Source organism: Pantoea sp. WEP (assembly GCF_041678305.1).
Classification (GTDB): domain Bacteria; phylum Pseudomonadota; class Gammaproteobacteria; order Enterobacterales; family Enterobacteriaceae; genus Pantoea; species Pantoea dispersa.
In genome coordinates this window covers 431,079-453,298 of the sequence record NZ_JBGNXB010000002.1, presented here as the reverse complement: position 1 = coordinate 453,298, position 22,220 = coordinate 431,079, and the positions used below count along the sequence as shown (strand labels likewise).

Here is a 22,220-nt window from a genome sequence, read left to right as displayed (position 1 = left end):
GTTAGGGCTGGCTCGTATCGTCCAGCATTTTTTTCAGCAGATAAATCAGCGCGACCCGTTCGGCCGGATTCAGCTGCCCGTAAGTCATTTCGGTGATGCGCATCGCGTTGTCTGTCGTGCTGTCAATCAGGCGGTGGCCTGCATCGGTCAGCATGACAATCACTTTGCGTTTGTCGGTGGGATCGGGACCCAGACTGACCAGATCGCGCGCCTTAAGACGCTCAACCACACCGCGAATGGTGGCCTGATCGACGGCGGTATAACGCACTAAATCGTTCTGTGCGCTCGGACCGCGATCGCGCAGCGCACAGAGGGTAATAAATTGCACGGCAGTGATCTGTGAATCACCGACGTGTTGCTGAAAAATCGCCGCATGGCGTTGATACACCTTGCGCAACAGATGGCCAACCTGCTCGGTATAGTCATAGCGCTGGTCTGCGCGCGGATCCTGCTGGTGCGACATGCCTTTATCCTTTTTCCCGGAAACTGTCAGGCAGTGTAATGCATTGTCACTGCGCTGACAGCCGTTCCCTGCGCACGATTAACGCGCGCGTGAGGCCTCCGGTGCCACCACTTCACCTTCCGCCACCACCAGCAAATCGTCCACTTTGATGTCGCAGCGGCGCAGAGCAATGTCCATATGGCACGGCGTTTTGCGCTTACCGCCCACTTCGGTGTTCGGTCCGGTCGAAAACAGGAAGTTGCCGTAAAAGGCGCGCGCGTCCATACACATGCCGTCGTTTTTGTCGTGTAATCCCATCGCCGTCCACTGTGCGCGCGGCTGCAGCCCCCAGCCGATGTGGGAAATACCGTACACTTCCGGATCGTTGAAGTAGCGCATGTAATCGCGCAGATACTCAGCCTCAAAGCCACCGTGAATGCGGGTGACAAAACCTTTCTCGATCTCCAGCGTAATACGTTCACGCGCGTAAGATTTAAACGGCAGCAGGATGTCGCCGACGTCCAGCACCAGCACGCCTTCAGCCTGATCTTCATTCGGCCAGGTAAACAGGAAGCCGCTCGGCCAGTGATCCCAGCGGCCTGGCTCATCCGCGTAGCCATATTCCGTTACCGTGGGGTACTGGCCGAGCGGAGCGCAAAAATCACTGCCGGCCGGCGATTTCACCGTTATCATGCGCGCTTTTTCCAGCACCGCCGCCGCGGCCAGTACGCGCGACTTGTCCTCTTCAGTGGGCAACATTCGTGCCAACACTTCCGGCGGCTCGACGGCCAGCAAAATTCGCGTCCCGGTTTTCAGAATTTGTTCCTGCTCCGGCGAATGCAGCAGCATCATGGTATCGACGATCAGGTCCGCCGCTTCCAGCGCGCGCTGTGCGGCAATGTTGCCGGTAAGCGCGGTATCACCACAGTAGGCGGTCATGTCGTTACCCATTGCCGTCGGGTGATTGAAGGCCGGCAGCTCAATGCAGTACACCTTCGCGCCCAATCGTAGTGCAGCATCAGTGGCGGCCTGCACGGTGCGTGCATCGGAATAGTGACTTTTCAGGATGGCGACACTCTGGCTGGCGTCGACTTTCGACAGCCGTAAAACCTGCTCGAACATCTGGCCTAACTGGCTCTGATTTACTGCCATAGCGGTTTCCTCTCAGGGTTAGATGTCAGACAATTTGCTGCGCAAAACTTCAGCTATTTATAGCGAACACGCTTTATATGTTTGTTATAGACGTGTTGCGAAGAACAGTGCAAGCATTTCTTTTTGACATAAGAAAAGCCTATTTAACCTTATCATCAGGCTGTGATTAACATCATGTTATCGAGTTTTCACTGTAAATACGGTTGCTTTTAACAGTGTCATAACCTCAATAATTAAAGTGTATGCACTATAAATTCAGCGTCGGGTTTGATCGTTTATCCGCGTGCATACCTTCAAATCAGCGTCAGTGTGAGAGGAAAATATGAGCAATATGAAACGCATCGCAGTGATCGGCGCCGGGCTGGGCGGGCTTGCCGCCGGCTCGCTGTTACAGAAAGCGGGATTTCATGTCACGGTCTACGAACAAAGCCCGGCTTTCTCCCGTCTGGGTGCCGGCATCCACATGGGGCCGAACGTGCTCAAGGTGTTTCGCCGCATGGGCATCGAACAGCAGCTGGAGGATCTGGCTTCGCATCCCGATTTCTGGTTCAGCCGCGACGGCGAGACCGGGGAGTATTTGTCACGCATTCCGTTGGGCGCTTATGCGCGCAAAGAGTACGGTGCGGCTTATGTCACGGTGCACCGGGGCGATTTGCAGGCCATGCAGATGACCAGTCTGCAGCCGGGCAGCGTCCAGTTCGGTAAGTGCCTGAGCAGCGTCGAAGACAGCGGCAGCGATGTGGTGCTGCGTTTTCAGGATGGCAGCGAAGCGCGCGCGGATATCGTGATTGGCGCGGATGGCATTAACTCAAAACTGCGTGAGCATCTGCTGGGGGTGGAAGCGCCCACTTACAGCGGCTGGGTGGCGCACCGTGCGCTGATCCGCGGCGAACAACTGCGTAAATACAACCTCAGCTTTGAAGATTGCGTGAAGTGGTGGTCTGAAGATCGTCATCTGATGGTCTATTACACCACCAAAGCGCGCGACGAATATTATTACGTCTCCGGTGTGCCGCACCCGGCGTGGGATATCAAAGGCAGCTTCGTTGACAGTAGTCAGCAGGAGATGCTGGAAACCTTTGGTCACTACCATCCGGTGGTACAGGCGCTGATCGAGTGCAGCGAATCGGTCACCAAATGGCCGCTGCTCAACCGCCAGCCGCTGCCGGTATGGAGCGAAGGGCGCATTGTGCTGCTGGGTGATGCCTGCCATCCGATGAAACCGCACATGGCGCAGGGCGCTGCGATGGCCATTGAAGATGCCGCCATGCTGTCGCGCTGCCTGACGGAAACCGGTCTTGATGATTATCGCACCGCATTCCGCCTGTATGAAGCCAACCGCAAAGAACGTGCGTCGCGCGTGCAGGCCGTCTCTAACGCCAATACTTTCCTGCGCACCCAGGAAGATCCGGCCTGGGTGTACGGCTACGACGTGTTTGCCGCGCCGCTGAAAAGCGAGGTGACTTCATGAGCCGTTTTATGCACGGCGGTCAGGTACAGGCCAACGGCATTCGCCAGCACTATCTGCGCTACGGCGGCAGCGGGCCCGCGCTGATCCTCGTACCGGGTATCACCAGCCCGGCAATCACCTGGGGTTTTGTGGCGGAAGTTTTTGCGCAGCATTTTGATACCTGGGTACTGGACGTGCGCGGTCGCGGGCTCTCCAGCAGCGGTGAAGGGCTGGATTACGGCATGGAGAGCTGCGCCGATGACATCAACGCCTTCGCGGATGCGCTGGGGCTGACGCGCTATCACCTGGTTGGCCATTCGATGGGCGCGCGCTTCATCATGCGTGCGGCGGTGAAACAGCCAGCCGGCGTGCTGTCGCTGTCGCTGATCGATCCGCCGGTTTCCGGTCCGGGACGGCGTCTCTATCCGGGGCAGTGGCCGTGGTATGAAGATTCCATTCGCGACGCGCAGCGCGGCATGGACGCTGAAGCCATGAAGCAATACTGCCCGGCCTGGAGCGATGACCAGCGTCAGCTGCGCGCCGAGTGGCTGCACACCTGTTATACGCCAGCCATCCGTCGCGCCTATGACGATTTTCACCAGCTCGATATCCATCAATATTTCCCTCAGCTGCCGGCAAAAACCCTGCTGATGGTGGCAGGCAAGGGCGGCGTCATTCAGGCGGAAGATGAAGCCGAAATCCGCGAGCTGCTGCCGACCATTGAGATCAGCCGGGTAGCCGGCGCCGGTCACATGATCCCGTGGGATGATTTTCACGGCTTCTTCAACGCTTTTGGCACCTTCCTTGGCCCCTCACTGACTCCGGAGACGCAGCCATGACGCGTTCGTATCGTATCGGCCAGATTGTGCCGAGTTCCAACATCACCATGGAAACCGAAATTCCCGCCATGCTGCAGGCGCGCCAGCTGATTCGCCCGGAGCGGTTTACCTTCCACTCCAGCCGTATGCGCATGAAACATGTCAATAAAGATGAGCTGGCGGCGATGGATAAAGAGTCCGACCGCTGTGCGCTGGAGCTGTCCGACGCGCGCGTTGACGTGCTCGGCTATGCCTGTCTGGTGGCGATCATGGCGATGGGCCCGGGCTATCATCGCCAGTCGCAGCAGCGTCTGACGCAGGTCACGCGCGACAACGAGGCGCTGGCACCGGTGATCACCAGTGCCGGCGCGCTGGTCGATGCGCTGCATGTTATGGGCGCGAAGAAGATCGCGCTGGTGGCGCCCTACATGAAGCCGCTGACCGAGCTGGTGGTGGATTACATCCAGCGCGAAGGGATTGAGGTAAAGCAGTGGCGCGCGCTGGAAATTGCCGATAACCTCGCCGTCGCCCGCCACGACCCGGCCAATTTACCTGGCATCGTGGCGGACATGACGCTGACGGATGTTGATGTGGTGGTGCTGTCGGCCTGCGTGCAGATGCCATCGCTGCCGGCGGTGGCAAAAGTGGAGGCGCAGACCGGCAAGCCGGTAATTACGGCCGCCATTGCCACCACGTATGCTCTGCTGAAGGCGCTGGAGCTGGAGCCGGTGGTGCCGGGCGCGGGCGCACTGCTGTCCGGTGCGTGGTAAGGAGAAACCATGAGCCAGAGTGTCAGTGATAACTACGCCGGTGTCTGGGGCAACCGCATCGGTTTTGGTCAGCGCCCGGCGCTGCTGATGATCGACTTTTTGCAGGGCTACACCACGCCGGGTGCCGCGCTATTTGCCCCGGGCGTAGTGGAGGCGGTGGCCGCCGCACAGGGCCTGCTGGCGGCGGCGCGCCAGTGCGCGATTCCGGTGATCCATACGCAGATTCGCTACCATCCGCAGCATCAGCAGGACGGCGGGATCTGGGTGCAGAAAGCCCCGGTGATGCGTGACATGGTGGAGGGCAATCCGCTGGCCGCGTTTTGTCCGGCGGTGCAGCCGCTTGCCGCAGAAGTGGTGATCACCAAACAGTATGCCAGCGCGTTTTTTGGCACGTCTCTGGCATCGATGCTGGTAGCGCAGGGCATTGATACGCTGCTGATCGCCGGCTGCTCCACCAGCGGCTGCATCCGCGCCAGCGCAGTGGATGCGTTGCAATACGGTTTTCGCGCCATGGTGGTGCGTGAATGCGTGGGCGATCGCCATGATGCGCCGCATCAGGCCAATTTGTTTGATATCGACAGTAAATATGGCGACGTGGTAAGTAAAGCCGCGGCGCTGGAGTATCTCGGGAAGTTCAGCGCCCGTTAAGGGCGCGTTTCACCTGCACGGAGTGCGCACAAACAGTCCGTTTCGGCTGCGGCTGAGACGCATAACAACATCTCCCCGACGACGGGGTTATTGCGCCCGGAGAACACCATGACTGACGTTTCAACCCGTCCTGCTGCGCTGGCAGCCGAAGACACCGCTTCGATTTATCGCAAAATCACCTGGAAGCTGATTCCGTTTCTCTGCCTGTGTTATCTCGCGGCCTACCTAGATCGCATCAATATCGGCCTGGCCAAACTACAGATGGCGAGCGATCTGGCGCTGAGCGAGACCGCGTTTGGTCTGGGTGCCGGGCTGTTTTTTGTCGGCTATATCCTGTTTGAAGTGCCGAGCAACCTGATCCTGCAGCGGGTCGGCGCGAAGATTTGGATCGCGCGCATTATGATTACCTGGGGCCTGCTCTCGACCGCCACGCTGCTGGTGCAAACGCCGACCCAGTTCTACATCATCCGCTTTTTCCTCGGCGCGGCCGAAGCCGGTTTTCTGCCTGGCGTGCTGTTCTATCTCACCAAATGGTTTCCCTCGTGGCGCCGCAGCCGCATCATTGCGCTGTTTATGATTGGCCTGCCGCTCTCCAGCCTGATTGGCGGACCGCTTTCCGGCTGGATCATGGGGCATTTTCATGAGGTTTACGGCATGCGCGGCTGGCAGTGGCTGTTTCTGCTGGAAGGCCTGCCCAGCGTATTACTGGGTGTGCTGACGTTCTGGCTGCTGCCGAACAGCGTCGAGAGCGCCAGCTGGCTCAGCAGCAGTGAGAAGCAGGCGGTGCTGCGCGAACTGGCGCGCGATGAAGGTGACGCCAAAGGGCTGAAACACAGCCTGCGCGATGGTCTGCTGAATATTCGCGTGGTGATGCTCGGCGGCATCGACTTCTCGATTCTGCTCAGCGCTTACGCCATGGGTTTCTGGATGCCGACCTTTATCAAGAATGCCGGCACCACCGATATCACCACCATTGGCTATCTGACGGCGATCCCCAGCCTGGCGGCGTTGATTGGTATGCTGGCGATCGGTGCCAGCTCAGACCGCCTGCGTGAACGCCGCTGGCACATCATTGTTCCGTTTATTATTGGCGCGGCAGCGATGGGGACCAGCACCTTCTTTGCTCATAACGTGGCGATGACCGTGCTGCTGTTCTCGATTGCGCAGGCGATGATTATCGGGGCGGTGCCGGTGTTTTTCAGTCTGCCCGCTACGTTCCTGAAAGGTACGGCGGCCGCGGCGGGTTTTGCGCTGGCCTGTTCGATCGCTAATATCGCCGGACTGGTGAGTAATTCCGTGATGGGCGTGGCGCTGGACCTCACCGGCAGCAGCAACGGCGCGCTGTGGTTCTTCGCCGTGTGTCTGCTGCTCAGCTCGCTGTTGGTGGTCGCGCTGCCAGCGAAGCTGGTGAACCGGTAGCGAATACCTTACCTATTTGAACGATCGCTGATGGATTGCCATCGATGGCGTAATGCCGAATAGTTCAGAAACTGCAATACGCACAAATTCGTAGCGGCGCGATTCATCGCGCAATAAATTGCGCCGCTACGATAAGTGCAATCATTTATGTACAAATTCAAAGATAACTGACAAGGATTACGCCATTCATGGCGACCGCCTCACAGCCGCAGAATGCAGCTCCACACCCCGCCAGACCGTCACCCCCATCCGCACCCAATCCTCCTCGCTTATCGGTTATCCATAAGGTAAAAATCTTGTGGGATAGCTCAAACTATCAGCTAAAGGTATTATAAAGGTATCTATTCTGGTGCTAGATTGGTTCTACCAACACCGGGGAGTCTATTTCGATGAAAACTACAATTCCAAAGCTGTCGTTCATGATGTTCTTAGAGTGGTTTATCTGGGGGGCATGGTTCGTGCCGCTGTGGGCGTTTCTCAGCAAAAACGGTTTTTCGCCGGTTGAGATCGCCTGGTGCTACGCCTGTACCTCCATCGCTGCCATCCTGTCACCGATTCTGGTCGGCTCGCTGGCTGACCGTTTCTTCCAGGCACAGAAAGTGTTATCGCTGCTGACCATCGCCGGCGCGATTCTGATGTTTTTTGGCGCACAGCAGACGCACTTCAGCAGCTTCTTTCCGCTGCTGCTGCTATATGCGCTCACATACATGCCGACCATTGCACTGACCAACAGTATTGCGTTTTCCCACGTCGGTGACGTGGAGCGCGACTATCCGCGCATCCGCGTGATGGGCACTATCGGCTGGATCGCCTCCGGCATCGCCTGCGGTTTCCTGCCGCCGCTGCTCGGCTTTGGCGATATCTCCGCCAGCAATGTACCGTTGCTGATCACCGCGGCCAGTTCGCTGCTGCTTGGCCTGTTCGCCCTGACCCTGCCAGCCACCGAACCCAAAAGCACCGGCAAGTTCAGCCTGCGCGTGGCGCTCGGCCTCGACGCACTGCATCTGCTTAAAGATCGCAGCTTCCTCGTATTTTTCGTCTGTTCATTCCTGTTCAGTATGCCGCTGGCGTTCTACTACATCTTCGCTGAGGGATATCTGACCGAAGTCGGTCTGCCCCACGCCACCGGCTGGATGACGCTCGGCCAGGTATCAGAAATCTTCTTCCTGCTGGCGCTGCCGTTCTTTATCAAACGCTTTGGCATCGGCAAAGTGCTGCTGCTCGGTCTGGTCACCGCCGCGCTGCGCTACGTGTTCTTTGTGTTCGGCGGCGATCAAAACCTGCTGACCTTCGGCCTGCTGTTTATGGGCATTCTGCTGCACGGCGTCAGCTACGACTTCTACTTCATCACCGCCTACATTTATGTGGATAAGAAAGCGCCGGTGGCGATGCGTAACGCTGCGCAGGGCCTGATCACCCTGGCCTGTCAGGGCATCGGCAGCCTGCTGGGTTACCGCCTCGGCGGCTATCTGATGCAGGAGATGTTCGCGTATGACCAGCCGCGCAACGGTCAGACCTTCAACTGGGCGGGAATGTGGATGTTTGGCAGCGTGATGATAGTCATCATCACCATCGCCTTTATCGTTCTGTTCCGCGACGGCAAAAAACGCAGTGATGAATTAACCGCTTTTGAAAACTCAGCAGCCGCTGAAAGCCATAAATAAGAGATGTAACCATGACGATGACACACCAGGAAAAACGGATTTTGGGCGCATTTTACGGCCAGGCATTGGGCGATGCGATGGGCATGCCATCGGAACTGTGGCCGCGCAGCCGCGTGAAACAGCACTTCGGCTGGATCGATCGCTTCCTGCCCGGCCCGGCAGAAAACAATGCCGCCTGCTACTTTGGCCGGGCGGCTTTTACTGACGACACCTCAATGGCGCTGGCGCTGGCCGATGCCATTATCAGCCACGACGGCGAGATTGATGCGGAAACCATCGGCGCCAATATTCTGCGCTGGGCGGAAGCGTTTGATGCCTTTAATAAAAATGTACTCGGGCCCACCTCCAAAATCGCGCTTAACGCGCTGAAAAACGGTACGCCGGTGGCGCAGCTGGAAAATAACGGCCTGACCAACGGCGCGGCGATGCGTGTGTCGCCGCTGGGCTGTCTGCTGCCAGCGCGTGACCTGCCGGCTTTTATTGATGCTGTCGCGCTGGCCTCCAGTCCGACGCACAAATCCGACGTGGCGATTGCCGGTGCCACCGCGATCGCCTGGGCAATCTCCCGCGCGATTGACGGTAGCGACTGGGCAACGATTCGTGACGATCTGCCGGCGATTGCCCGCGCGGCGCAGGAGCGGCGCGTCACCACTTTCAGTGCGGCGATGGCGGCCCGCATCGAACTGGCGTTGCAGGTGGTGGCGCAGGGCAGGGGCACCGAGTCGACCATGCAGCAGATCTACGATCTGGTCGGTACCGGCACCAGCACCATTGAATCGGTACCGGCGGCGATCGCCATGGTCGAACTGGCAGCCACCGATCCCAACCGCTGCGCTATTCTGTGCGCCAATCTCGGCGGCGATACGGACACCATCGGCGCGATGGCGGTTGCCATTTGCGGCGCGCTGCACGGTATCGACGCGATCGATGCGCAGCTAAAAGCGGAGCTGGATGCCGCTAACGCGCTGGATTTCACCCATTACAGCCGTGCGTTTGTCCGTTTCCGCCAGCAGCGCGAGGCCGCCTATGCTGACGCCTGACGATCTGTCCCGACTGGCGGGCCGGTTGCCGGTGTGCGTGGTGGGGGCGGCGGTAGTGGATGTGATTGCCGATGCCTGGACGTTGCCGTATCGCGGCAGCGACATCGAACTGCATCAGCAGGGCGTGAACGTTGGCGGCTGTGCGCTCAACGTCGCCATTGCGCTGCATCGTCTCGGCATTCCTTCTATCAACGCGCTGCCGCTGGGGAACGGTATCTGGGCCAGTATCGTGCGACAGAAGCTGGCGGAATACGGTGTGAAGAGCGTACTGGAAAATGCGCACGGTGATAATGGCTGGTGTCTGGCGCTGGTCGAGCCGGATGGCGAGCGCACCTTTCTTTCCGTCAGTGGCGTGGAAAACCAGTGGGACGCCGCGCTGTTGCGCACATTGCCGCAGCCGGCGCAGCGCTGGATCTATCTCTCCGGTTATCAGCTCACCAGCAAAAGCGGCGAAGTGCTGATCGACTGGCTGGAGCAGCAGGCACAGCCGTATCAGCTGCTGGTGGATTTTGGCCCGCGGCTGGCGGACATCGGCGAGGCGCAGTTTGCGCGTATCATGGCGTTGCAGCCACTGATTACAGTGAACAGGCAGGAAGCGGAGCTGCTGTGGCATGAGCGTCTGCGCGAGTCTGAACCTTTCGACGCCCATCAGCTGATGGCGCGCTGGCAGCAGCAGTTTGGCGGCGCAATGGTGTTAAGGCTGGACAGCGAAGGTGCCGGATACATCGACGCTGAGGCGCAGGGCTGGGTGCCCGCACTGGCGACAACGGTGGTCGATACTATCGGCGCGGGCGACAGCCATGCTGGCGGATTACTGGCGGGATTAGCGTCCGGCTGGTCACTGGCGGAGAGCGTTGCGCTGGGCAACGCAGTGGCGTCGTATGTGGTTTCCCGGCGCGGCGGCGACTGTGCGCCCGATCGCGCCACACTGCGCGCTTACTGGCAGCAACGCCTTACTCAGCAATAAACACGTACATATCGCTGCGGCAGTAGCTGATGCTGTACTCCAGCGGATTGCCCTGTGCGTCGAGTGCCAGCTGCTTAATCACCAGCACCGGCACATTGGCGGGCAGGGCAATTTGCTGCTGCAGGGCTTCGTCCGGCATACGCGCACTGACCCGGCTCTGGGATTTCACCGGCAGGATCTGCTGGCGATGAAAATAGTCATACAGCGAAATACCAATCTCATCGGCATCGGCAATGTAGCGCGCCGGTACCCACGACTCTTCAACCGAGACCGCCTGGCGGTCAACATAGCGAATACGTTTCAGCAGATAGACATCGCTGCCCGTGCTCAGCCCCAGCTTTTCGGCGATCTCTGCGCTACAGGCAATTTTGCTTTTATTGATCCACACGGTGTCCGGCGTTTTACCGCGCAGCACCGCCTGCTGCGACAATCCTTTTGGTTCTTTGAGTGAATATTCAAACTGGCTGCAGATCTGCGTGCCGTAGCCGCGGGAACGAAACACGACGCCCTCTTTTTCCAGCTCGTCCATGGCTTTACGCACGGTGATGCGCGAAATGTTCAGCGACTGGCTGAACTCGCGCTCGCCCGGCAGGATCTCCTCGTGCACCAGCGTGCCATCGCGCACTGCCTCTTTAATCGCACTGGCAAAGCGTTTATACAGCGGCGTGCGGCTCTCTATCGCCAGCGTGGTGGTCAACCGCGCCAACAGCGCATTGTGGTCAGTCATAGCGGGCAGGGCACTCACTCGGGTCAGCGGCAGGAACCGCTATAATACTGAATTTTAATGCGGCGCGCAGCCAGCGTCGCGTGACGGTGCGGGTGCTATGCTGCCAGACGGCCCTGTTGGTTCGCTTGTTTATTTCCGGAGACATTATGTTAATCGCTCAGATTTCAGACATCCATGCCGCACCGGACAATGATCACCTGCTGCGCCTGGCGCGCGCGCTGGCGTGGCTCACTCATGTGCAACCGGATGCGCTGGTATTAACAGGCGATCTTGTTGATGGCGAGTGGCGGCAGGGTTACTGGCAGATAGCTGAGCAACTGCGCCAGCAGCATTACCCTGCATTTATATTGCCGGGCAACGCCGATGATCGACGACTCATGCAAACGACATGGCATGAAAATCACTGGGCGAAAAACACCCCGGCAGACGCGCTGCATTTTGTTCAGGATATGGGCGGTTTGCGTATGCTGGGGCTGGACTCCACGGTGAATAAACAGAATTTTGGCAGCGTCGGGGATCATCTGGAATGGCTGGAAAGACAACTCAGCAATACGCCTGCGCTGCCAGCGCTGCTTTTTCTGCATCATCCGGTTATCGCATCGGGCATACCGACGCTGGATGAATCAATGTGTCGCGGGCTTGATAAGCTTGAGTCGACCCTCAGACGCAGCCGGGTCAGAATACTGGCTATTGCAGCCGGGCATGTGCACCGGCCCGCAGCAGGCATGTTTGCAGGGGTTCCGGCTTATATTTGTGGCTCAATTTGCCCGGCGAACCCGCTGTGGTTTGGCAGCCAGCGGGTTCCTCCGGTGAATGATCCACCGGCACTGATGGTGCACCGTTTCGCCAGCGGCGTTTTGACCAGTCATCATGTCTCTTTATCCTGCTCATAATGAGGCAAATGGTCGCGTTCTGTTAGCCACGGCACGGTGTGCGAGCACCAGATATAGGAAACCGGCGTCTGAGCGGGATCGTCGTCCAGCGTGGCCACACGCAGAATCACGTGGCTCTGATGAGGTCTTTCAGCCATCAGATGAGATCCGCAGACTGAACAGAAATAACGCAACTTATCCGGGGAAGAATTAAAGGCCGTCAGAAATTTTTCTCCCTGGGTCCACCTGAAATCCTCACGCCGCACGCGCGCTGTGGAGGTATAAGCGGCGGCGTGCGCTTTCCTGCAGGTATGACAGCAGCAATGCGTAATGCTGCCCGCCAGGCGATCGCATTCGTAGCGCACACGTTTACAGAGACAACTTCCGTTCATTATTTCTCCTGATTCCTGTGCCGAATTATTGCATCAGCTTCAGATGGAGGAGGGGAAACGGTTTCCCCTCACCATCAACGGAAGACCGTCCAGTCACCTGAAAGCCCAGATGCTGATAAAACCCGAGCGCAGCGGTATTTTGTTCGTTAACGTCCACTTTTTTCGCTGAAAGATAACGGATTGCGTAGTGGACTAACCGTGCACCGACCCCTTTTTTGTGATGAGCGGGCGAGACGAAAAGCATCTCGATATTCTCATCCTGCACGCCGATGAATCCGACAATGTCATGGTTTTCATCGGTCACCTTTCTCAAATCAACGGCATCAAAATAATTTTCCAGAATAAGCTGTCTGAGCCGCAGGATATCCTGTTCATTCAGGAAATGATGCGTTGCCCGGACGGCAGCCTCCCAGACCTGAATCAGAAAGTGATACTCTTCCTTGCTTACTTCGCTAATTGTCACTATGCCTCCTTAACATGCCAACGCGATGGCTTAACGCAATGCCTGCGCTAATCGCTGGCCAGCCGCGCATAAAGATATTCATCGCCCCACATCCCTTTGAAAAAAATATTCTGCCGGTAGTGCGCTTCACGGCGAAAATTCAGCTTTTCCAGCAGGTTTATAGCGCGAGTATTACGTGTGTCTACCACGGCAATGAGCCGGTGTTTTGCAAACTGCGTGAAAAGCAGGGTAACGATGGCACTCATTGCTTCAAGCGCAAAACCCTGTTTCTGAAATCCGGCATCAAATGTCATGCCGAGTTCAGCTTGTCTTCCTTCATCAAAAAAATGAATTCCGATGTCCCCTATTAGCCGGTCGTCTTCCTGGTGTGCTACGGCAAGCTGAAACCAGGTGTTATCGCTGTTGAATGGCAGCGCATCCTGCTGCGCATATAATTTCTCAGCGTCCTGCCAGGTAAATTCTTCCCAGCTCTGATAACGAGCAACGTCTGGCAGATTGCGATAGCGCGACAGATGCGGCAAATCAGCCACTGTCAGCTTGCGCAACACCAGGCGTTGAGTATAAATCGGCAACGTCAGTGCCATATGTTCTCCGCTGCCTGCGTGCAGGCGAGTTAAAGTAAACCGGGAGCGGTGCGTATCGCTTCAAGCCCGACGCGCTGCCCGAAAGACAGCTCCAGCGTATTGCCATCAGGATCGGCAAAAAATACGTAATATCCCACCGGTTCGCCAGCCTCTTCGGGGGCTTTGCGTAACACGCCTTCGGCGACGGCCATCGCTGTTTTACGATCGATCTCTTCGCGTGACGCACAGGCAATGCCTAAGTGTCCAAATTTACCCAGTGGCGTATCTGACACGTCATCCGCCTGCACCAGAACCAGCGCGAAAGGGCGGGTATGATCGCTCAGCCATGCCACCTTGCGGGCAGCCGGGACGTCAGGTTCACGGGTGTGTATCACCTTCATTCCTGCATAGCGGCGGTAGAAATCCATGCTCTTCTCCAGATCCCTCACCATAAACGCAACGTGGGTAAATCCAACATCGATATCCTTCATCTGCATTCTGTCTCCATTTATTGCCTCCCTGACACGACAAAAACTCAAGCCTGATTAAGGTTAATCGCCATAAAGGGCGTGGTAACTGATCATTTTTCCGTGTGGAGGCGTGGTGCGTGAAACGGTACTCTCTCTTAAAATTTCAATATAACTCAACAGTTTTAAGATAAAAACGACACGGCAACGCGTGCTATATGCCTATTAATAACGTTGACGGAGAGGAAATAAAAACGATTTAATTTCCGCCTGTTTTTTAGGAAAACTAAACAATGCGAAATAGCCTGCCTTCTCTTAACGCCCTGAAGGCGTTCGAATCCGTTGCCCGGCACCTCAGCATGACCCTTGCAGGCCAGGAGTTGCACGTCACGCCCGGCGCGATCAGCCTGCACATCAGGGAACTGGAACGGCAACTGGGCCTGCCCCTGTTTCAGCGAAATGGACGCAAGCTGGCGCTGACGGCATCCGGTCAGGACTATTACTACTCGATTGCTTCGGCTTTCAGCCTGATGCGTGAAGCTACCGAAACGCTGGTGCAGGAGACACAAAAAAATACCATTACGCTGGCCTGCACCACCGGATTTGCGACCCACTGGTTACTGCCGCGACTGGCTGATTTTGAACGTGCCTGTCCGGATATCGACCTGCGCATCAGTGCCACTTCCCGCATCCAGTCTTTCGCCACGGATGGTATCGACCTGGCCGTACGGCATGGCAACGGTTTCTGTGAGGGTTGCGTGAGTGAGAAGTTGATCGACGACGACTACCTTGCAGTCTGCATTCCTGCTGTGGCGCAGCAGCTGGGAGAACCGCCGGCACTTGCCGCACTCGGTCGCGTCACGTTACTGCATGATATGCACCGGGAAGACTGGCAGCGCTGGCTCGCTGAAGCCGGCGTCGGGCATATTGATTCCGGCAAAGGGCCTTTGTATAGCGATGGCAGCGGGGCGTGGCTGGCGATGCTTGCCGGCATGGGCGTAGCGCTGATGCGCAGGCGATTTGTTCAGGCAAACCTGGCATCCGGTGAAGTGGTGGCACCGTTTCCAAATACGCTGAATACCGGACACGCGTACTGGCTTATTACGCCCCACGAAGCGCTGCTGCGTTCTGCCGTGGTAAAAGTAAGAGCCTGGCTCATGCAGCAGTCCACAGAATAGAACAGCGTCCGGCATTTCTTCATATCAACAAGACATAGTAAATTTCTGAGCAAGCCGATATAACAGGTTGAGGACATTTTACCTGCAGAGGATATCATGGCGCTTTCACACGAATTAATGCTGATTTACACCACTTATTTTGTGGCAACGGCCAGCCCTGGTCCGAGTAATATGGCGATTATGGGAACGGCGATGAATAAAGGGCGCGGTGCCGCCTTAGCGCTTGCGGGCGGGGTAATTGGCGGCTCAATGCTGTGGGCGCTGCTGGCGGCCTGCGGGGTATTAACCGTGCTGGCGACGTTTGCCCAATTGCTGCTGGTGTTGAAAATCGGCGGCGGGTTATATCTGTTGTGGCTGTCATACAAAGCCGGTAAATCTGCGTTAACCCGCACTGCTGCCGATAAAACCGTTATCAGCGATTACCGTGTTGCGTATGGCGCGTTATTTCGGCAGGGAATTTTGATGCACGTCGGTAATCCGAAAGCCATTTTAACCTGGGTCGCGATCATGTCCGTCGCGCTCAAACCGGACGCTGCAGCCTCGACCTTACCGCTGATTATTCTCGGCTGTGCGGCGATTTGCGTCGCAGTATTTTGCGGCTATGCGCTGATATTTTCCACCGCAGCAATGAACGCGTTTTACCGTCGTATCCGCCGGGGATTAGATGCGCTATTAGCCTGCTGTTTTGCCATTGCCGGACTGAAACTGGTGTTGAGTCGTCAATAAAGTAAATTTTTAACCTCAGGTTCGCCCTCCATAGCAACAGGCCGCTCAGTTAAGTCAACCACCATGAGCAGCCTGATTGTCGCGGCGCGACGCATCGCGCCCTGCTTCAGGCCGTCACTCCGGTGTGATATCCGCGCCTAGAGTCTTGATCTCAAATGTGTTTAGATACCTCAACGTCAAAGCCAGTGAATTGTTGCCATGAATCTAAAGGAAACTATCGTCCGTGAGTTCAGTGAATTATCGCCAGAACTACAGCGGGCTGCCGAATTCTCACTGCAGAATGCCAATCAACTGGTGGTGCAATCCATGCGCACCTTTGCGCAGCAGGCCGGAGTGAAACCGGCAACGCTGCTGCGCCTGGCGAAACGGCTGGGCTATAACGGCTGGAGTGAACTCAAAGACGCATTCATCGATGACATCGGCCTGCGCAATGATACCTATGTCTCGAAAGCGGAAAAGCTGGTGGCCGCCGGCACGCAACCGCAGCTGTATGATGCGATGTTTCAGGCCCATCAGACCAACCTGGCCTTTACGCAGAACGAAAACCGCCAGGCAATGGAACAGGCGGTGACCTTACTCGATGCGGCTGACAATGTTTACATCTGCGGCTTCCGCGCCAGCTTTCCGATCGCCTGGTCATTATTTTATGTGTATCGGCTGTTCAATCGTCAGGTATCACTGGTGGATGGTCTGGCGAGCAACATCGAAGTTTTCACACGTGAACTGACCGCCTCAGATTGCCTGTTACTTACCAGCTTTGCCCCTTATTCACGCGAATCACTGGATGTACTGCGCGCAGCGCAGCAGGCGGGCGCAAAGATCATCACCATCACCGACTCACCGGTCTCGCCGCTGGCGCAGGCCGCTGATTGCTCGCTCCGGTTTTCACTGGATAGCCCATCGTTCTTCCCGTCAGTCGTCTCTGGCATGGGCCTGGCAGAGTGCCTGCTGGCGATGCTGGTGGCCCGTCATGGACGTGATGCGGTCAGTAAAATTGAAAACGCCGAACGCTATTTAATCGATTCTGGCGCTTACGTGCATGCCGGCAAATCCTGACAGATGATTCATTTGTATCTGTCATAAGAATATTGAATGCGATTGAATCATTATTGCGTTGACGTGATTCAAATGGATCCTGCAAGATACGTTTCAACAACGAAGCGTATTCAGGAGCAGGACCAGCATGAGCCGTATCATTCACCGCAGCCTGCGCAGCGTGCCCGCCGTGGCCACGCGCGCACACGGGGCCTACATTTTTGATGCACAGGGAAAACAGTATCTTGATGCCTGCGGTGGCGCCGCTGTTTCCTGCCTGGGCCACGCCCATCCTGACGTCCTCGCAGCCATGCATCGTCAAATCGATCAACTGGCTTATGCGCATACCAGTTTCTTCACCAGCGATACCGTTGAACAGCTCGCCGAACAGTTAACGCGCACCGCACCGGGCGATCTTAACTATGCCTATTTCGTGTCGGGCGGTTCTGAGGCAGTGGAAACCGCACTGAAACTGGCCCGGCAATACTTTGTTGAGATCGGACAGCCCGCGCGTACCCGTTTCATCGCCCGCAAACAGAGCTACCACGGCAATACGCTGGGCGCGCTGGCGGTGGGTGGCAACGAATGGCGCCGGCGTCAGTTCGCGCCCCTGTTAATCGACGTGATTCGCGTTTCCGCCTGCAATGAGTATCGCGATCGCCGTGCCGATGAAACCCAGCAGCAATATACCCAGCGGCTGTTGAGCGAGCTGGAGCAGGCGATTGTTGATGCGGGCCCGGAAACGATTATTGGTTTTTGCGCGGAGACGGTAGTCGGTGCTACCAGCGGTGCCACGCCGCCGACGCCGGGCTATCTGCAGGGTGTACGTCGCCTGTGCGACAAGTACGGCATTTTGTTTATCGCCGATGAGGTGATGTGCGGAATGGGGCGTACCGGCACACTGCACGCGTTCGAACAGGATGGCGTGGTACCTGATTTGGTTACCATCGCCAAAGGACTGGGTGGCGGTTATCAACCCATCGGCGCGGTGCTGGCCAGTGAGAAGATCGTGTCTGCGCTGCAGGCCGGCAGCGGTCTGTTCCAGCATGGACACACTTATATCTGTCACGCGACAGCCGCTGCGGCGGCGTTAGCAGTACAGCAGGTGATTGAGCGCGACCATCTGCTGGAGGCGGTTCAGCAGCAGGGCGCTTATCTGCACAAGGCGCTACGCGACGTGCTGGGGGAGTTACCGCACGTGGGGGATACGCGCGGCCGCGGCCTGTTTGCCGGTGTGGAGCTGGTGCGTGATAAAGCCACAAAAACCCCGTTCGACCCGGCGGTGAAACTTCACGCAGCTATCAAGGCCAACTGTATGGCGCGCGGTTTGCTGGTCTATCCGATGGGCGGCACGCTGGACGGGCAATATGGCGACCATATTTTAATTGCCCCACCGTTTATCGTCACCCCGCAACAACTGGATTTTGTCGTGGATACGCTGAACACCGTGATACGTGAAGAGACCGGCAAATTATGATTAACCGATTACCGCCGCTGGCGGAGCAGGACTGGGATGAGCAGCAACGTCCGCTCGCGGAAGAGATAATCAACGGGCCGCGCGGCGCGCTGCTGCCTCCGTTTGAGCCGCTGCTGCGCAGCCCCGAGTTAATGGCACATGCACAGCGTATGGGGGAATATCTGCGCTATCGCAGTGCGCTGGGCCAGCGGTTATCGGAACTGGCGATTTTAATGACGGCAAGGCACTGGTCACAGCCGGTAGAGTGGGCAATCCATGCGCCGATAGCGCGCGAAAAGGGGATTTCTGCTGCAGCGGTGCAGGCCATCAATGAAAAACGTCAGCCCGCGGATTTGCAGCCTGATGAGTGGGTGATTTATCAGTTTTGCCAGCAGTTACATCAGCAACAGAAAATCAGTGATGCCACCTGGCAGCAAGCCATCGAATTATGGGGCGAGAAGGGCGTGGTGGATTTGATAGGCATTAACGGCTATTACAGTTTTCTCTCGATGATCATGAACGGCGCGCAGACGCCGGTACCCTTTACGCAGGATCACTTGCTTCCTGCATAAGTTGTCGCATTACTCCGGGCGTACCTGATGCGCCCATTATATTAACCACCTTCTTTGACCATGTCCGCCGGGTTATTTCACTGGATGACGATCATTGCACGCTACATTACTGACGCTGAGGGTTATTATGTCTGCATTTTTAAATAAATTAAAGGTTACACTGGCATTGTTGGCCTGTTCCGCCAGTTTTATCACTGCGGCGCAGGATAAATTAACCGTCGGGGTTGATACGGCTTTTGTTCCTTTTGAATTTAAGCAAGGTGATAAATACGTCGGCTTTGACATTGATTTATGGGATGCCATCGCGAAGAAAATGCATGTCAGCTATGAATTACACCCAATGGACTTTGGTGGCCTGATTCCGGGGCTGCAATCACGGAATCTGGATGTCGCGATGGCAGGCATTACCATTACCGATGCGCGTAAGCAGGTGGTGGATTTCAGCAACGGTTATTATGACGCCGACTTATTAATGGCTGTCAAAAGCGATGATAACAGCATTAAGAAATTCAGCGATTTAACCGGCAAGAAAGTGGGTCTGAAACAGGGCACGGCCGCAGCCAGCTTTATGAAAAGTAAATACAAGGCAAATTATGTTGAGTTTCCTAATATCGACAACGCCTATCTGGATTTGCAGGCTGGCAACCTTGATGCGGTGGTCCACGACTCGCCCAATGTGCTGTACTACGTGAAAACGGCGGGCGATGGTAAAGTCAAAGCCAGCGGTGAAAACGACACGATTCTGCCGCAGCAGTATGGCTTTGCCATGCAGAAAAACAGCAGCCTGACGCCTAAGATCAACGCCGCGCTGCAGGCCCTGCGCGCGGATGGGACTTACAGCAAAATCTACGTGAAATGGTTTGCTAAGCAGCCGAAATAATCCTGCCAGGCCGGAGCCCTCCGGCCTTGTTTAGCGTTTACAGGTTAAATTATGAATTTTGACAGTAAATATATTTGGGAATCTCTGCCGCTACTGCTGCAGGGTCTGCAGCTGACCTTGATTATTTCGCTGTCAGGTCTGCTGGGCGGTTTTATTATTGGCTTACTGGCGGGAACCTGCCGTGCTCTGGGCGGAAAAATCGCCAAAACGCTGTCACTTATTTTTGTCGAGCTTATTCGCGGTACGCCCATCATGGTGCAGGTAATGTTTATCTATTTTGCACTGCCGATGGTGTTGCCGATAAGAATTGATCCCGTCACCGCCGCGATCGTGACCATTGTGATTAACTCCGGTGCCTACATTGCTGAAATTACCCGGGGCGCGATCCTCTCAATTAATAAAGGCTTTAAAGAAGCGAGTCTGGCGATGGGCTTATCGCAGCGCAGTACGCTGTGGTATGTCATTATGCCTTTAGCGTTACGCCGCATGATTCCGGCTTTGGGTAACCAGTGGATTATCAGTATTAAAGATACCTCACTGTTTATTGTGATTGGCGTGGCAGAACTGACGCGTCAGGGGCAGGAGATCATTGCGGGTAATTTCCGTGCGCTGGAAGTGTGGACGGCGGTCGCCATGATTTATCTGCTGGTGACGTTATGCCTGAGCTTTTTACTGAAGCAGCTGGAAAAAAGGATCCATATTTTATGAGCATGGTTGAATTTAACGCAGTGTCGAAAAATTTCGGTGCCACGCAGGTCCTGCACAATATCAATTTAAAAATTGAGGCTGGCGAGGTGGTGGTGATTATTGGGCCTTCAGGCTCGGGTAAATCAACGCTGTTACGCTGCATCAACAAACTGGAAGAGATCTCATCCGGGACGCTGCTGGTCGCCGGAATGCACATCACCGACCCGCATGCGAATGAATGTGATATCCGCCGTGAAGCCGGCATGGTGTTTCAGCAGTTTCACCTGTTCCCGCATCTGACTGCACTGGAGAACGTGATGTTCGGCCCGATTCGCGTGCGTCATCAAACGAAAGCCGCGGCGCGCGAGCAGGCGCTGGCGCTGCTGGAGCGCGTTGGCTTGCGCGATCGCGCCAGCCACTATCCGTCTGAACTTTCAGGGGGCCAGCAGCAGCGCGTGGCGATTGCCCGGGCACTGGCCGTCAGGCCGAAAATGATGCTGTTCGATGAGCCGACCTCCGCGCTGGATCCGGAGTTACGTCATGAAGTGCTGAAAGTGATGCGCTCGCTGGCTGAAGAGGGCATGACCATGGTCATTGTGACGCATGAGATTGGCTTTGCCCGCGATGTGGCTTCGCGGCTGATCTTTATTGATGGCGGTACCATTGCCGAAGATGGGCCACCTGATATGCTGCTGACTGCCAGCCGTAATCCGCGTCTGAAAGAATTTTTGCAACATGTATCCTGAAATGAAGTGAAATAACCCTATGAAAAAACTCGACTTCCGTGGTTCGGCTTTTGTTATTGGTCAGCAACTCGGTGACTTTGGCCGTGATGCCTGGCATAACAAACTCACGCATACCCGTCTCTGGCAAACGGTTACCGCCATGAAAGATACGCAGCAAATCCGCAGTATGCGCGCGCGGGTCCAGCACCAGTTTCCGCTGATCTGGCAGGAGCTGGAAGGGCTGGCTGAAGGATTACAGGCGCCGATTGACGAGGTGTTTGCGTGGAACTGCCGGGGCGATCTGGTGCGTTCAACTTCGGATGGTTGCACCACGGTGGCGGGGAAAAGTGCCAGCGGGGAGTTGATCATTGCGCACAACGAAGATGGCTTTCCCCAGCTGCGTGACGACTGTGCGCTGGTCACCGTGACCTCCGATGACGGCCTCGCGTTCACCAGCTTCGCCTATCCGGCATCACTTTGCGGTCACACTTTTGCCGTTAATGAGAAGGGCATCGTTAATACCGTCAATAACATTCGCGCAAAGCATCGTCCGGATGGCATGCCGCGCCAGATCATCGCCCGCGCGTCGCTGAACGCGACCACGCTGGATGAAGCGATCGCCATACTCAGCGCCACACCGCGCGCCGGCGCGTTTCACCATACGCTGGGGCAGCAGGGCGATAGCCGCCTGATCAGTATTGAAGCGACAGGCTCAGGCTGTTCAGTGATCCCACTGACTGCGACTTTCGGGCACGCTAACCATCTTATTCACCCGCAGCTTGCCGCCGTCGAACAGGTGGTTACCGCCAGTTCCGGCTCGCGCCAGCAGCGTCTGGAGACATGGCTGACGACGCAAACGGCGGTAGATGGCGCGGCGGCTAAGGCGATTTTATCGGATCAGCAGGATGCAGCGTTGCCGATTTACCGGCTGTCACCGCAGGATCCGGATGAGGAAAATACCCTCGCCACGGCTGTTTTTACCCTGAGTGACGACGCGGTGACGTGGCAGATCTTCACGCGCGACCGGCAACGCGCCGCTTTGCAATCTGCTGGTCGTCAATGAGGTGGTATTTTTAATCTCCACCGCCCATCACTGAAGCCGGACAG

Annotated in this window: 25 protein-coding genes; 18 read left to right on the top strand and 7 right to left on the bottom strand. The window is 56.5% G+C overall.

Annotation, left to right across the window (positions count from 1 at the left end):
- Nucleotide 1 precedes the first annotated feature (1 nt).
- Nucleotides 2-463, bottom strand: coding sequence for a MarR family winged helix-turn-helix transcriptional regulator (locus ABVR31_RS21300; RefSeq protein ID WP_021508807.1), 462 nt, complete (start codon nucleotides 461-463; stop codon nucleotides 2-4).
- Nucleotides 464-541: 78 nt separating this feature from the next.
- Nucleotides 542-1,594 carry a 2,5-dihydroxypyridine 5,6-dioxygenase gene (locus ABVR31_RS21295; protein ID WP_372774452.1) on the bottom strand — a complete coding sequence of 351 codons (1,053 nt, stop codon included), beginning with the start codon at nucleotides 1,592-1,594 and terminating at the stop codon, nucleotides 542-544.
- Between the two features lie 322 nt (nucleotides 1,595-1,916).
- Here ABVR31_RS21295 and ABVR31_RS21290 point away from each other — a divergent pair, with 322 nt between their 5' ends.
- The 8 genes from ABVR31_RS21290 (at nucleotide 1,917) to ABVR31_RS21255 (ending at nucleotide 10,370) form a co-directional block, all read left to right on the top strand.
- Nucleotides 1,917-3,065: an FAD-dependent monooxygenase gene (locus ABVR31_RS21290; RefSeq protein WP_058758938.1), complete on the top strand. Its 1,149-nt coding sequence runs from the start codon at nucleotides 1,917-1,919 to the stop codon at nucleotides 3,063-3,065.
- A complete protein-coding gene (locus ABVR31_RS21285) occupies nucleotides 3,062-3,883 on the top strand; it encodes an alpha/beta fold hydrolase (protein WP_021508810.1) in 822 nt (273 codons plus the stop codon). Before ABVR31_RS21290 ends, ABVR31_RS21285 begins: the two co-directional genes overlap by 4 nt.
- Before the next feature lie 47 nt (nucleotides 3,884-3,930).
- On the top strand, nucleotides 3,931-4,632 hold the full coding sequence (locus tag ABVR31_RS21280; protein WP_207899720.1) for an Asp/Glu racemase: 702 nt from the start codon (nucleotides 3,931-3,933) through the stop codon (nucleotides 4,630-4,632).
- A 9-nt stretch (nucleotides 4,633-4,641) separates the two neighbouring features.
- Complete coding sequence (locus ABVR31_RS21275) at nucleotides 4,642-5,280, top strand: isochorismatase family protein (RefSeq protein WP_021508812.1); 639 nt, start codon at nucleotides 4,642-4,644, stop codon at nucleotides 5,278-5,280.
- A 108-nt stretch (nucleotides 5,281-5,388) separates the two neighbouring features.
- Nucleotides 5,389-6,699 carry an MFS transporter gene (locus tag ABVR31_RS21270; RefSeq protein ID WP_021508813.1) on the top strand — a complete coding sequence of 437 codons (1,311 nt, stop codon included), beginning with the start codon at nucleotides 5,389-5,391 and terminating at the stop codon, nucleotides 6,697-6,699.
- 389 nt (nucleotides 6,700-7,088) lie between these two features.
- Nucleotides 7,089-8,363: a nucleoside permease gene (locus tag ABVR31_RS21265; RefSeq protein WP_371221256.1), complete on the top strand. Its 1,275-nt coding sequence runs from the start codon at nucleotides 7,089-7,091 to the stop codon at nucleotides 8,361-8,363.
- 17 nt (nucleotides 8,364-8,380) lie between these two features.
- Nucleotides 8,381-9,403 carry an ADP-ribosylglycohydrolase family protein gene (locus ABVR31_RS21260; protein WP_371221478.1) on the top strand — a complete coding sequence of 341 codons (1,023 nt, stop codon included), beginning with the start codon at nucleotides 8,381-8,383 and terminating at the stop codon, nucleotides 9,401-9,403.
- Complete coding sequence (locus ABVR31_RS21255; protein WP_371221257.1) at nucleotides 9,390-10,370, top strand: PfkB family carbohydrate kinase; 981 nt, start codon at nucleotides 9,390-9,392, stop codon at nucleotides 10,368-10,370. Before ABVR31_RS21260 ends, ABVR31_RS21255 begins: the two co-directional genes overlap by 14 nt.
- On the opposite strand, the gene ABVR31_RS21250 is transcribed toward ABVR31_RS21255, so the two are convergent.
- Nucleotides 10,357-11,097: a GntR family transcriptional regulator gene (locus ABVR31_RS21250; protein WP_088517460.1), complete on the bottom strand. Its 741-nt coding sequence runs from the start codon at nucleotides 11,095-11,097 to the stop codon at nucleotides 10,357-10,359. The genes ABVR31_RS21255 and ABVR31_RS21250 overlap by 14 nt on opposite strands.
- Before the next feature lie 146 nt (nucleotides 11,098-11,243).
- Between ABVR31_RS21250 and ABVR31_RS21245 the strand changes: the two genes are divergently transcribed.
- The gene (locus tag ABVR31_RS21245; protein WP_371221258.1) at nucleotides 11,244-11,990 is read left to right on the top strand and encodes a metallophosphoesterase; all 747 of its coding nucleotides are present in this window, start codon (nucleotides 11,244-11,246) and stop codon (nucleotides 11,988-11,990) included.
- On the opposite strand, the gene ABVR31_RS21240 is transcribed toward ABVR31_RS21245, so the two are convergent.
- The 4 genes from ABVR31_RS21240 to ABVR31_RS21225 are packed head-to-tail and all read right to left on the bottom strand — an operon-like array spanning nucleotide 11,966 to nucleotide 13,878.
- Nucleotides 11,966-12,361 carry a GFA family protein gene (locus ABVR31_RS21240; RefSeq protein WP_371221259.1) on the bottom strand — a complete coding sequence of 132 codons (396 nt, stop codon included), beginning with the start codon at nucleotides 12,359-12,361 and terminating at the stop codon, nucleotides 11,966-11,968. The genes ABVR31_RS21245 and ABVR31_RS21240 overlap by 25 nt on opposite strands.
- 25 nt (nucleotides 12,362-12,386) lie before the next feature.
- Nucleotides 12,387-12,824, bottom strand: coding sequence for an acetyltransferase (locus tag ABVR31_RS21235; protein WP_215481117.1), 438 nt, complete (start codon nucleotides 12,822-12,824; stop codon nucleotides 12,387-12,389).
- A gap of 47 nt (nucleotides 12,825-12,871) precedes the next feature.
- On the bottom strand, nucleotides 12,872-13,402 hold the full coding sequence (locus ABVR31_RS21230) for a GNAT family N-acetyltransferase (protein WP_371221479.1): 531 nt from the start codon (nucleotides 13,400-13,402) through the stop codon (nucleotides 12,872-12,874).
- 35 nt (nucleotides 13,403-13,437) lie between these two features.
- Nucleotides 13,438-13,878, bottom strand: a complete 441-nt coding sequence (locus ABVR31_RS21225; RefSeq protein ID WP_031279954.1) for a VOC family protein — start codon at nucleotides 13,876-13,878, stop codon at nucleotides 13,438-13,440.
- 269 nt (nucleotides 13,879-14,147) lie between these two features.
- Between ABVR31_RS21225 and gcvA the strand changes: the two genes are divergently transcribed.
- From gcvA to ABVR31_RS21180, 9 genes are all read left to right on the top strand, one after another.
- On the top strand, nucleotides 14,148-15,032 hold the full coding sequence (gene gcvA / locus ABVR31_RS21220; RefSeq protein ID WP_371221260.1) for a transcriptional regulator GcvA: 885 nt from the start codon (nucleotides 14,148-14,150) through the stop codon (nucleotides 15,030-15,032).
- Between the two features lie 96 nt (nucleotides 15,033-15,128).
- Complete coding sequence (locus ABVR31_RS21215; RefSeq protein WP_282995620.1) at nucleotides 15,129-15,758, top strand: LysE family translocator; 630 nt, start codon at nucleotides 15,129-15,131, stop codon at nucleotides 15,756-15,758.
- Between the two features lie 198 nt (nucleotides 15,759-15,956).
- On the top strand, nucleotides 15,957-16,814 hold the full coding sequence (locus tag ABVR31_RS21210; RefSeq protein ID WP_372774446.1) for a MurR/RpiR family transcriptional regulator: 858 nt from the start codon (nucleotides 15,957-15,959) through the stop codon (nucleotides 16,812-16,814).
- Nucleotides 16,815-16,941: 127 nt separating this feature from the next.
- On the top strand, nucleotides 16,942-18,270 hold the full coding sequence (locus ABVR31_RS21205) for an aspartate aminotransferase family protein (protein ID WP_088517454.1): 1,329 nt from the start codon (nucleotides 16,942-16,944) through the stop codon (nucleotides 18,268-18,270).
- On the top strand, nucleotides 18,267-18,821 hold the full coding sequence (locus tag ABVR31_RS21200; RefSeq protein ID WP_176428143.1) for a carboxymuconolactone decarboxylase family protein: 555 nt from the start codon (nucleotides 18,267-18,269) through the stop codon (nucleotides 18,819-18,821). Before ABVR31_RS21205 ends, ABVR31_RS21200 begins: the two co-directional genes overlap by 4 nt.
- 127 nt (nucleotides 18,822-18,948) lie before the next feature.
- The gene (glnH, locus tag ABVR31_RS21195) at nucleotides 18,949-19,701 is read left to right on the top strand and encodes a glutamine ABC transporter substrate-binding protein GlnH (protein WP_372774443.1); all 753 of its coding nucleotides are present in this window, start codon (nucleotides 18,949-18,951) and stop codon (nucleotides 19,699-19,701) included.
- A 51-nt stretch (nucleotides 19,702-19,752) separates the two neighbouring features.
- On the top strand, nucleotides 19,753-20,409 hold the full coding sequence (gene glnP / locus ABVR31_RS21190; protein WP_021508828.1) for a glutamine ABC transporter permease GlnP: 657 nt from the start codon (nucleotides 19,753-19,755) through the stop codon (nucleotides 20,407-20,409).
- A gap of 2 nt (nucleotides 20,410-20,411) precedes the next feature.
- Complete coding sequence (glnQ, locus tag ABVR31_RS21185; protein WP_031279957.1) at nucleotides 20,412-21,134, top strand: glutamine ABC transporter ATP-binding protein GlnQ; 723 nt, start codon at nucleotides 20,412-20,414, stop codon at nucleotides 21,132-21,134.
- Nucleotides 21,135-21,153: 19 nt separating this feature from the next.
- A complete protein-coding gene (locus ABVR31_RS21180; protein ID WP_372774441.1) occupies nucleotides 21,154-22,176 on the top strand; it encodes a C45 family autoproteolytic acyltransferase/hydolase in 1,023 nt (340 codons plus the stop codon).
- Nucleotides 22,177-22,220: the final 44 nt, after the last annotated feature.

Bases quoted from the DNA above. Each gene is read 5' to 3' on its own strand.
- ABVR31_RS21300 (WP_021508807.1), bottom strand. From the start codon at position 463: ATGTCGCACCAGCAGGATCCGCGCGCAGACCAGCGCTATGACTATACC.
- ABVR31_RS21295 (WP_372774452.1), bottom strand. From the start codon at position 1,594: ATGGCAGTAAATCAGAGCCAGTTAGGCCAGATGTTCGAGCAGGTTTTA.
- ABVR31_RS21290 (WP_058758938.1), top strand. From the start codon at position 1,917: ATGAGCAATATGAAACGCATCGCAGTGATCGGCGCCGGGCTGGGCGGG.
- ABVR31_RS21285 (WP_021508810.1), top strand. From the start codon at position 3,062: ATGAGCCGTTTTATGCACGGCGGTCAGGTACAGGCCAACGGCATTCGC.
- ABVR31_RS21280 (WP_207899720.1), top strand. From the start codon at position 3,931: ATGGAAACCGAAATTCCCGCCATGCTGCAGGCGCGCCAGCTGATTCGC.
- ABVR31_RS21275 (WP_021508812.1), top strand. From the start codon at position 4,642: ATGAGCCAGAGTGTCAGTGATAACTACGCCGGTGTCTGGGGCAACCGC.
- ABVR31_RS21270 (WP_021508813.1), top strand. From the start codon at position 5,389: ATGACTGACGTTTCAACCCGTCCTGCTGCGCTGGCAGCCGAAGACACC.
- ABVR31_RS21265 (WP_371221256.1), top strand. From the start codon at position 7,089: ATGAAAACTACAATTCCAAAGCTGTCGTTCATGATGTTCTTAGAGTGG.
- ABVR31_RS21260 (WP_371221478.1), top strand. From the start codon at position 8,381: ATGACACACCAGGAAAAACGGATTTTGGGCGCATTTTACGGCCAGGCA.
- ABVR31_RS21255 (WP_371221257.1), top strand. From the start codon at position 9,390: ATGCTGACGCCTGACGATCTGTCCCGACTGGCGGGCCGGTTGCCGGTG.
- ABVR31_RS21250 (WP_088517460.1), bottom strand. From the start codon at position 11,097: ATGACTGACCACAATGCGCTGTTGGCGCGGTTGACCACCACGCTGGCG.
- ABVR31_RS21245 (WP_371221258.1), top strand. From the start codon at position 11,244: ATGTTAATCGCTCAGATTTCAGACATCCATGCCGCACCGGACAATGAT.
- ABVR31_RS21240 (WP_371221259.1), bottom strand. From the start codon at position 12,361: ATGAACGGAAGTTGTCTCTGTAAACGTGTGCGCTACGAATGCGATCGC.
- ABVR31_RS21225 (WP_031279954.1), bottom strand. From the start codon at position 13,878: ATGAAGGATATCGATGTTGGATTTACCCACGTTGCGTTTATGGTGAGG.
- gcvA (WP_371221260.1), top strand. From the start codon at position 14,148: ATGCGAAATAGCCTGCCTTCTCTTAACGCCCTGAAGGCGTTCGAATCC.
- ABVR31_RS21215 (WP_282995620.1), top strand. From the start codon at position 15,129: ATGGCGCTTTCACACGAATTAATGCTGATTTACACCACTTATTTTGTG.
- ABVR31_RS21210 (WP_372774446.1), top strand. From the start codon at position 15,957: ATGAATCTAAAGGAAACTATCGTCCGTGAGTTCAGTGAATTATCGCCA.
- ABVR31_RS21205 (WP_088517454.1), top strand. From the start codon at position 16,942: ATGAGCCGTATCATTCACCGCAGCCTGCGCAGCGTGCCCGCCGTGGCC.
- ABVR31_RS21200 (WP_176428143.1), top strand. From the start codon at position 18,267: ATGATTAACCGATTACCGCCGCTGGCGGAGCAGGACTGGGATGAGCAG.
- glnH (WP_372774443.1), top strand. From the start codon at position 18,949: ATGTCTGCATTTTTAAATAAATTAAAGGTTACACTGGCATTGTTGGCC.
- glnP (WP_021508828.1), top strand. From the start codon at position 19,753: ATGAATTTTGACAGTAAATATATTTGGGAATCTCTGCCGCTACTGCTG.
- glnQ (WP_031279957.1), top strand. From the start codon at position 20,412: ATGGTTGAATTTAACGCAGTGTCGAAAAATTTCGGTGCCACGCAGGTC.
- ABVR31_RS21180 (WP_372774441.1), top strand. From the start codon at position 21,154: ATGAAAAAACTCGACTTCCGTGGTTCGGCTTTTGTTATTGGTCAGCAA.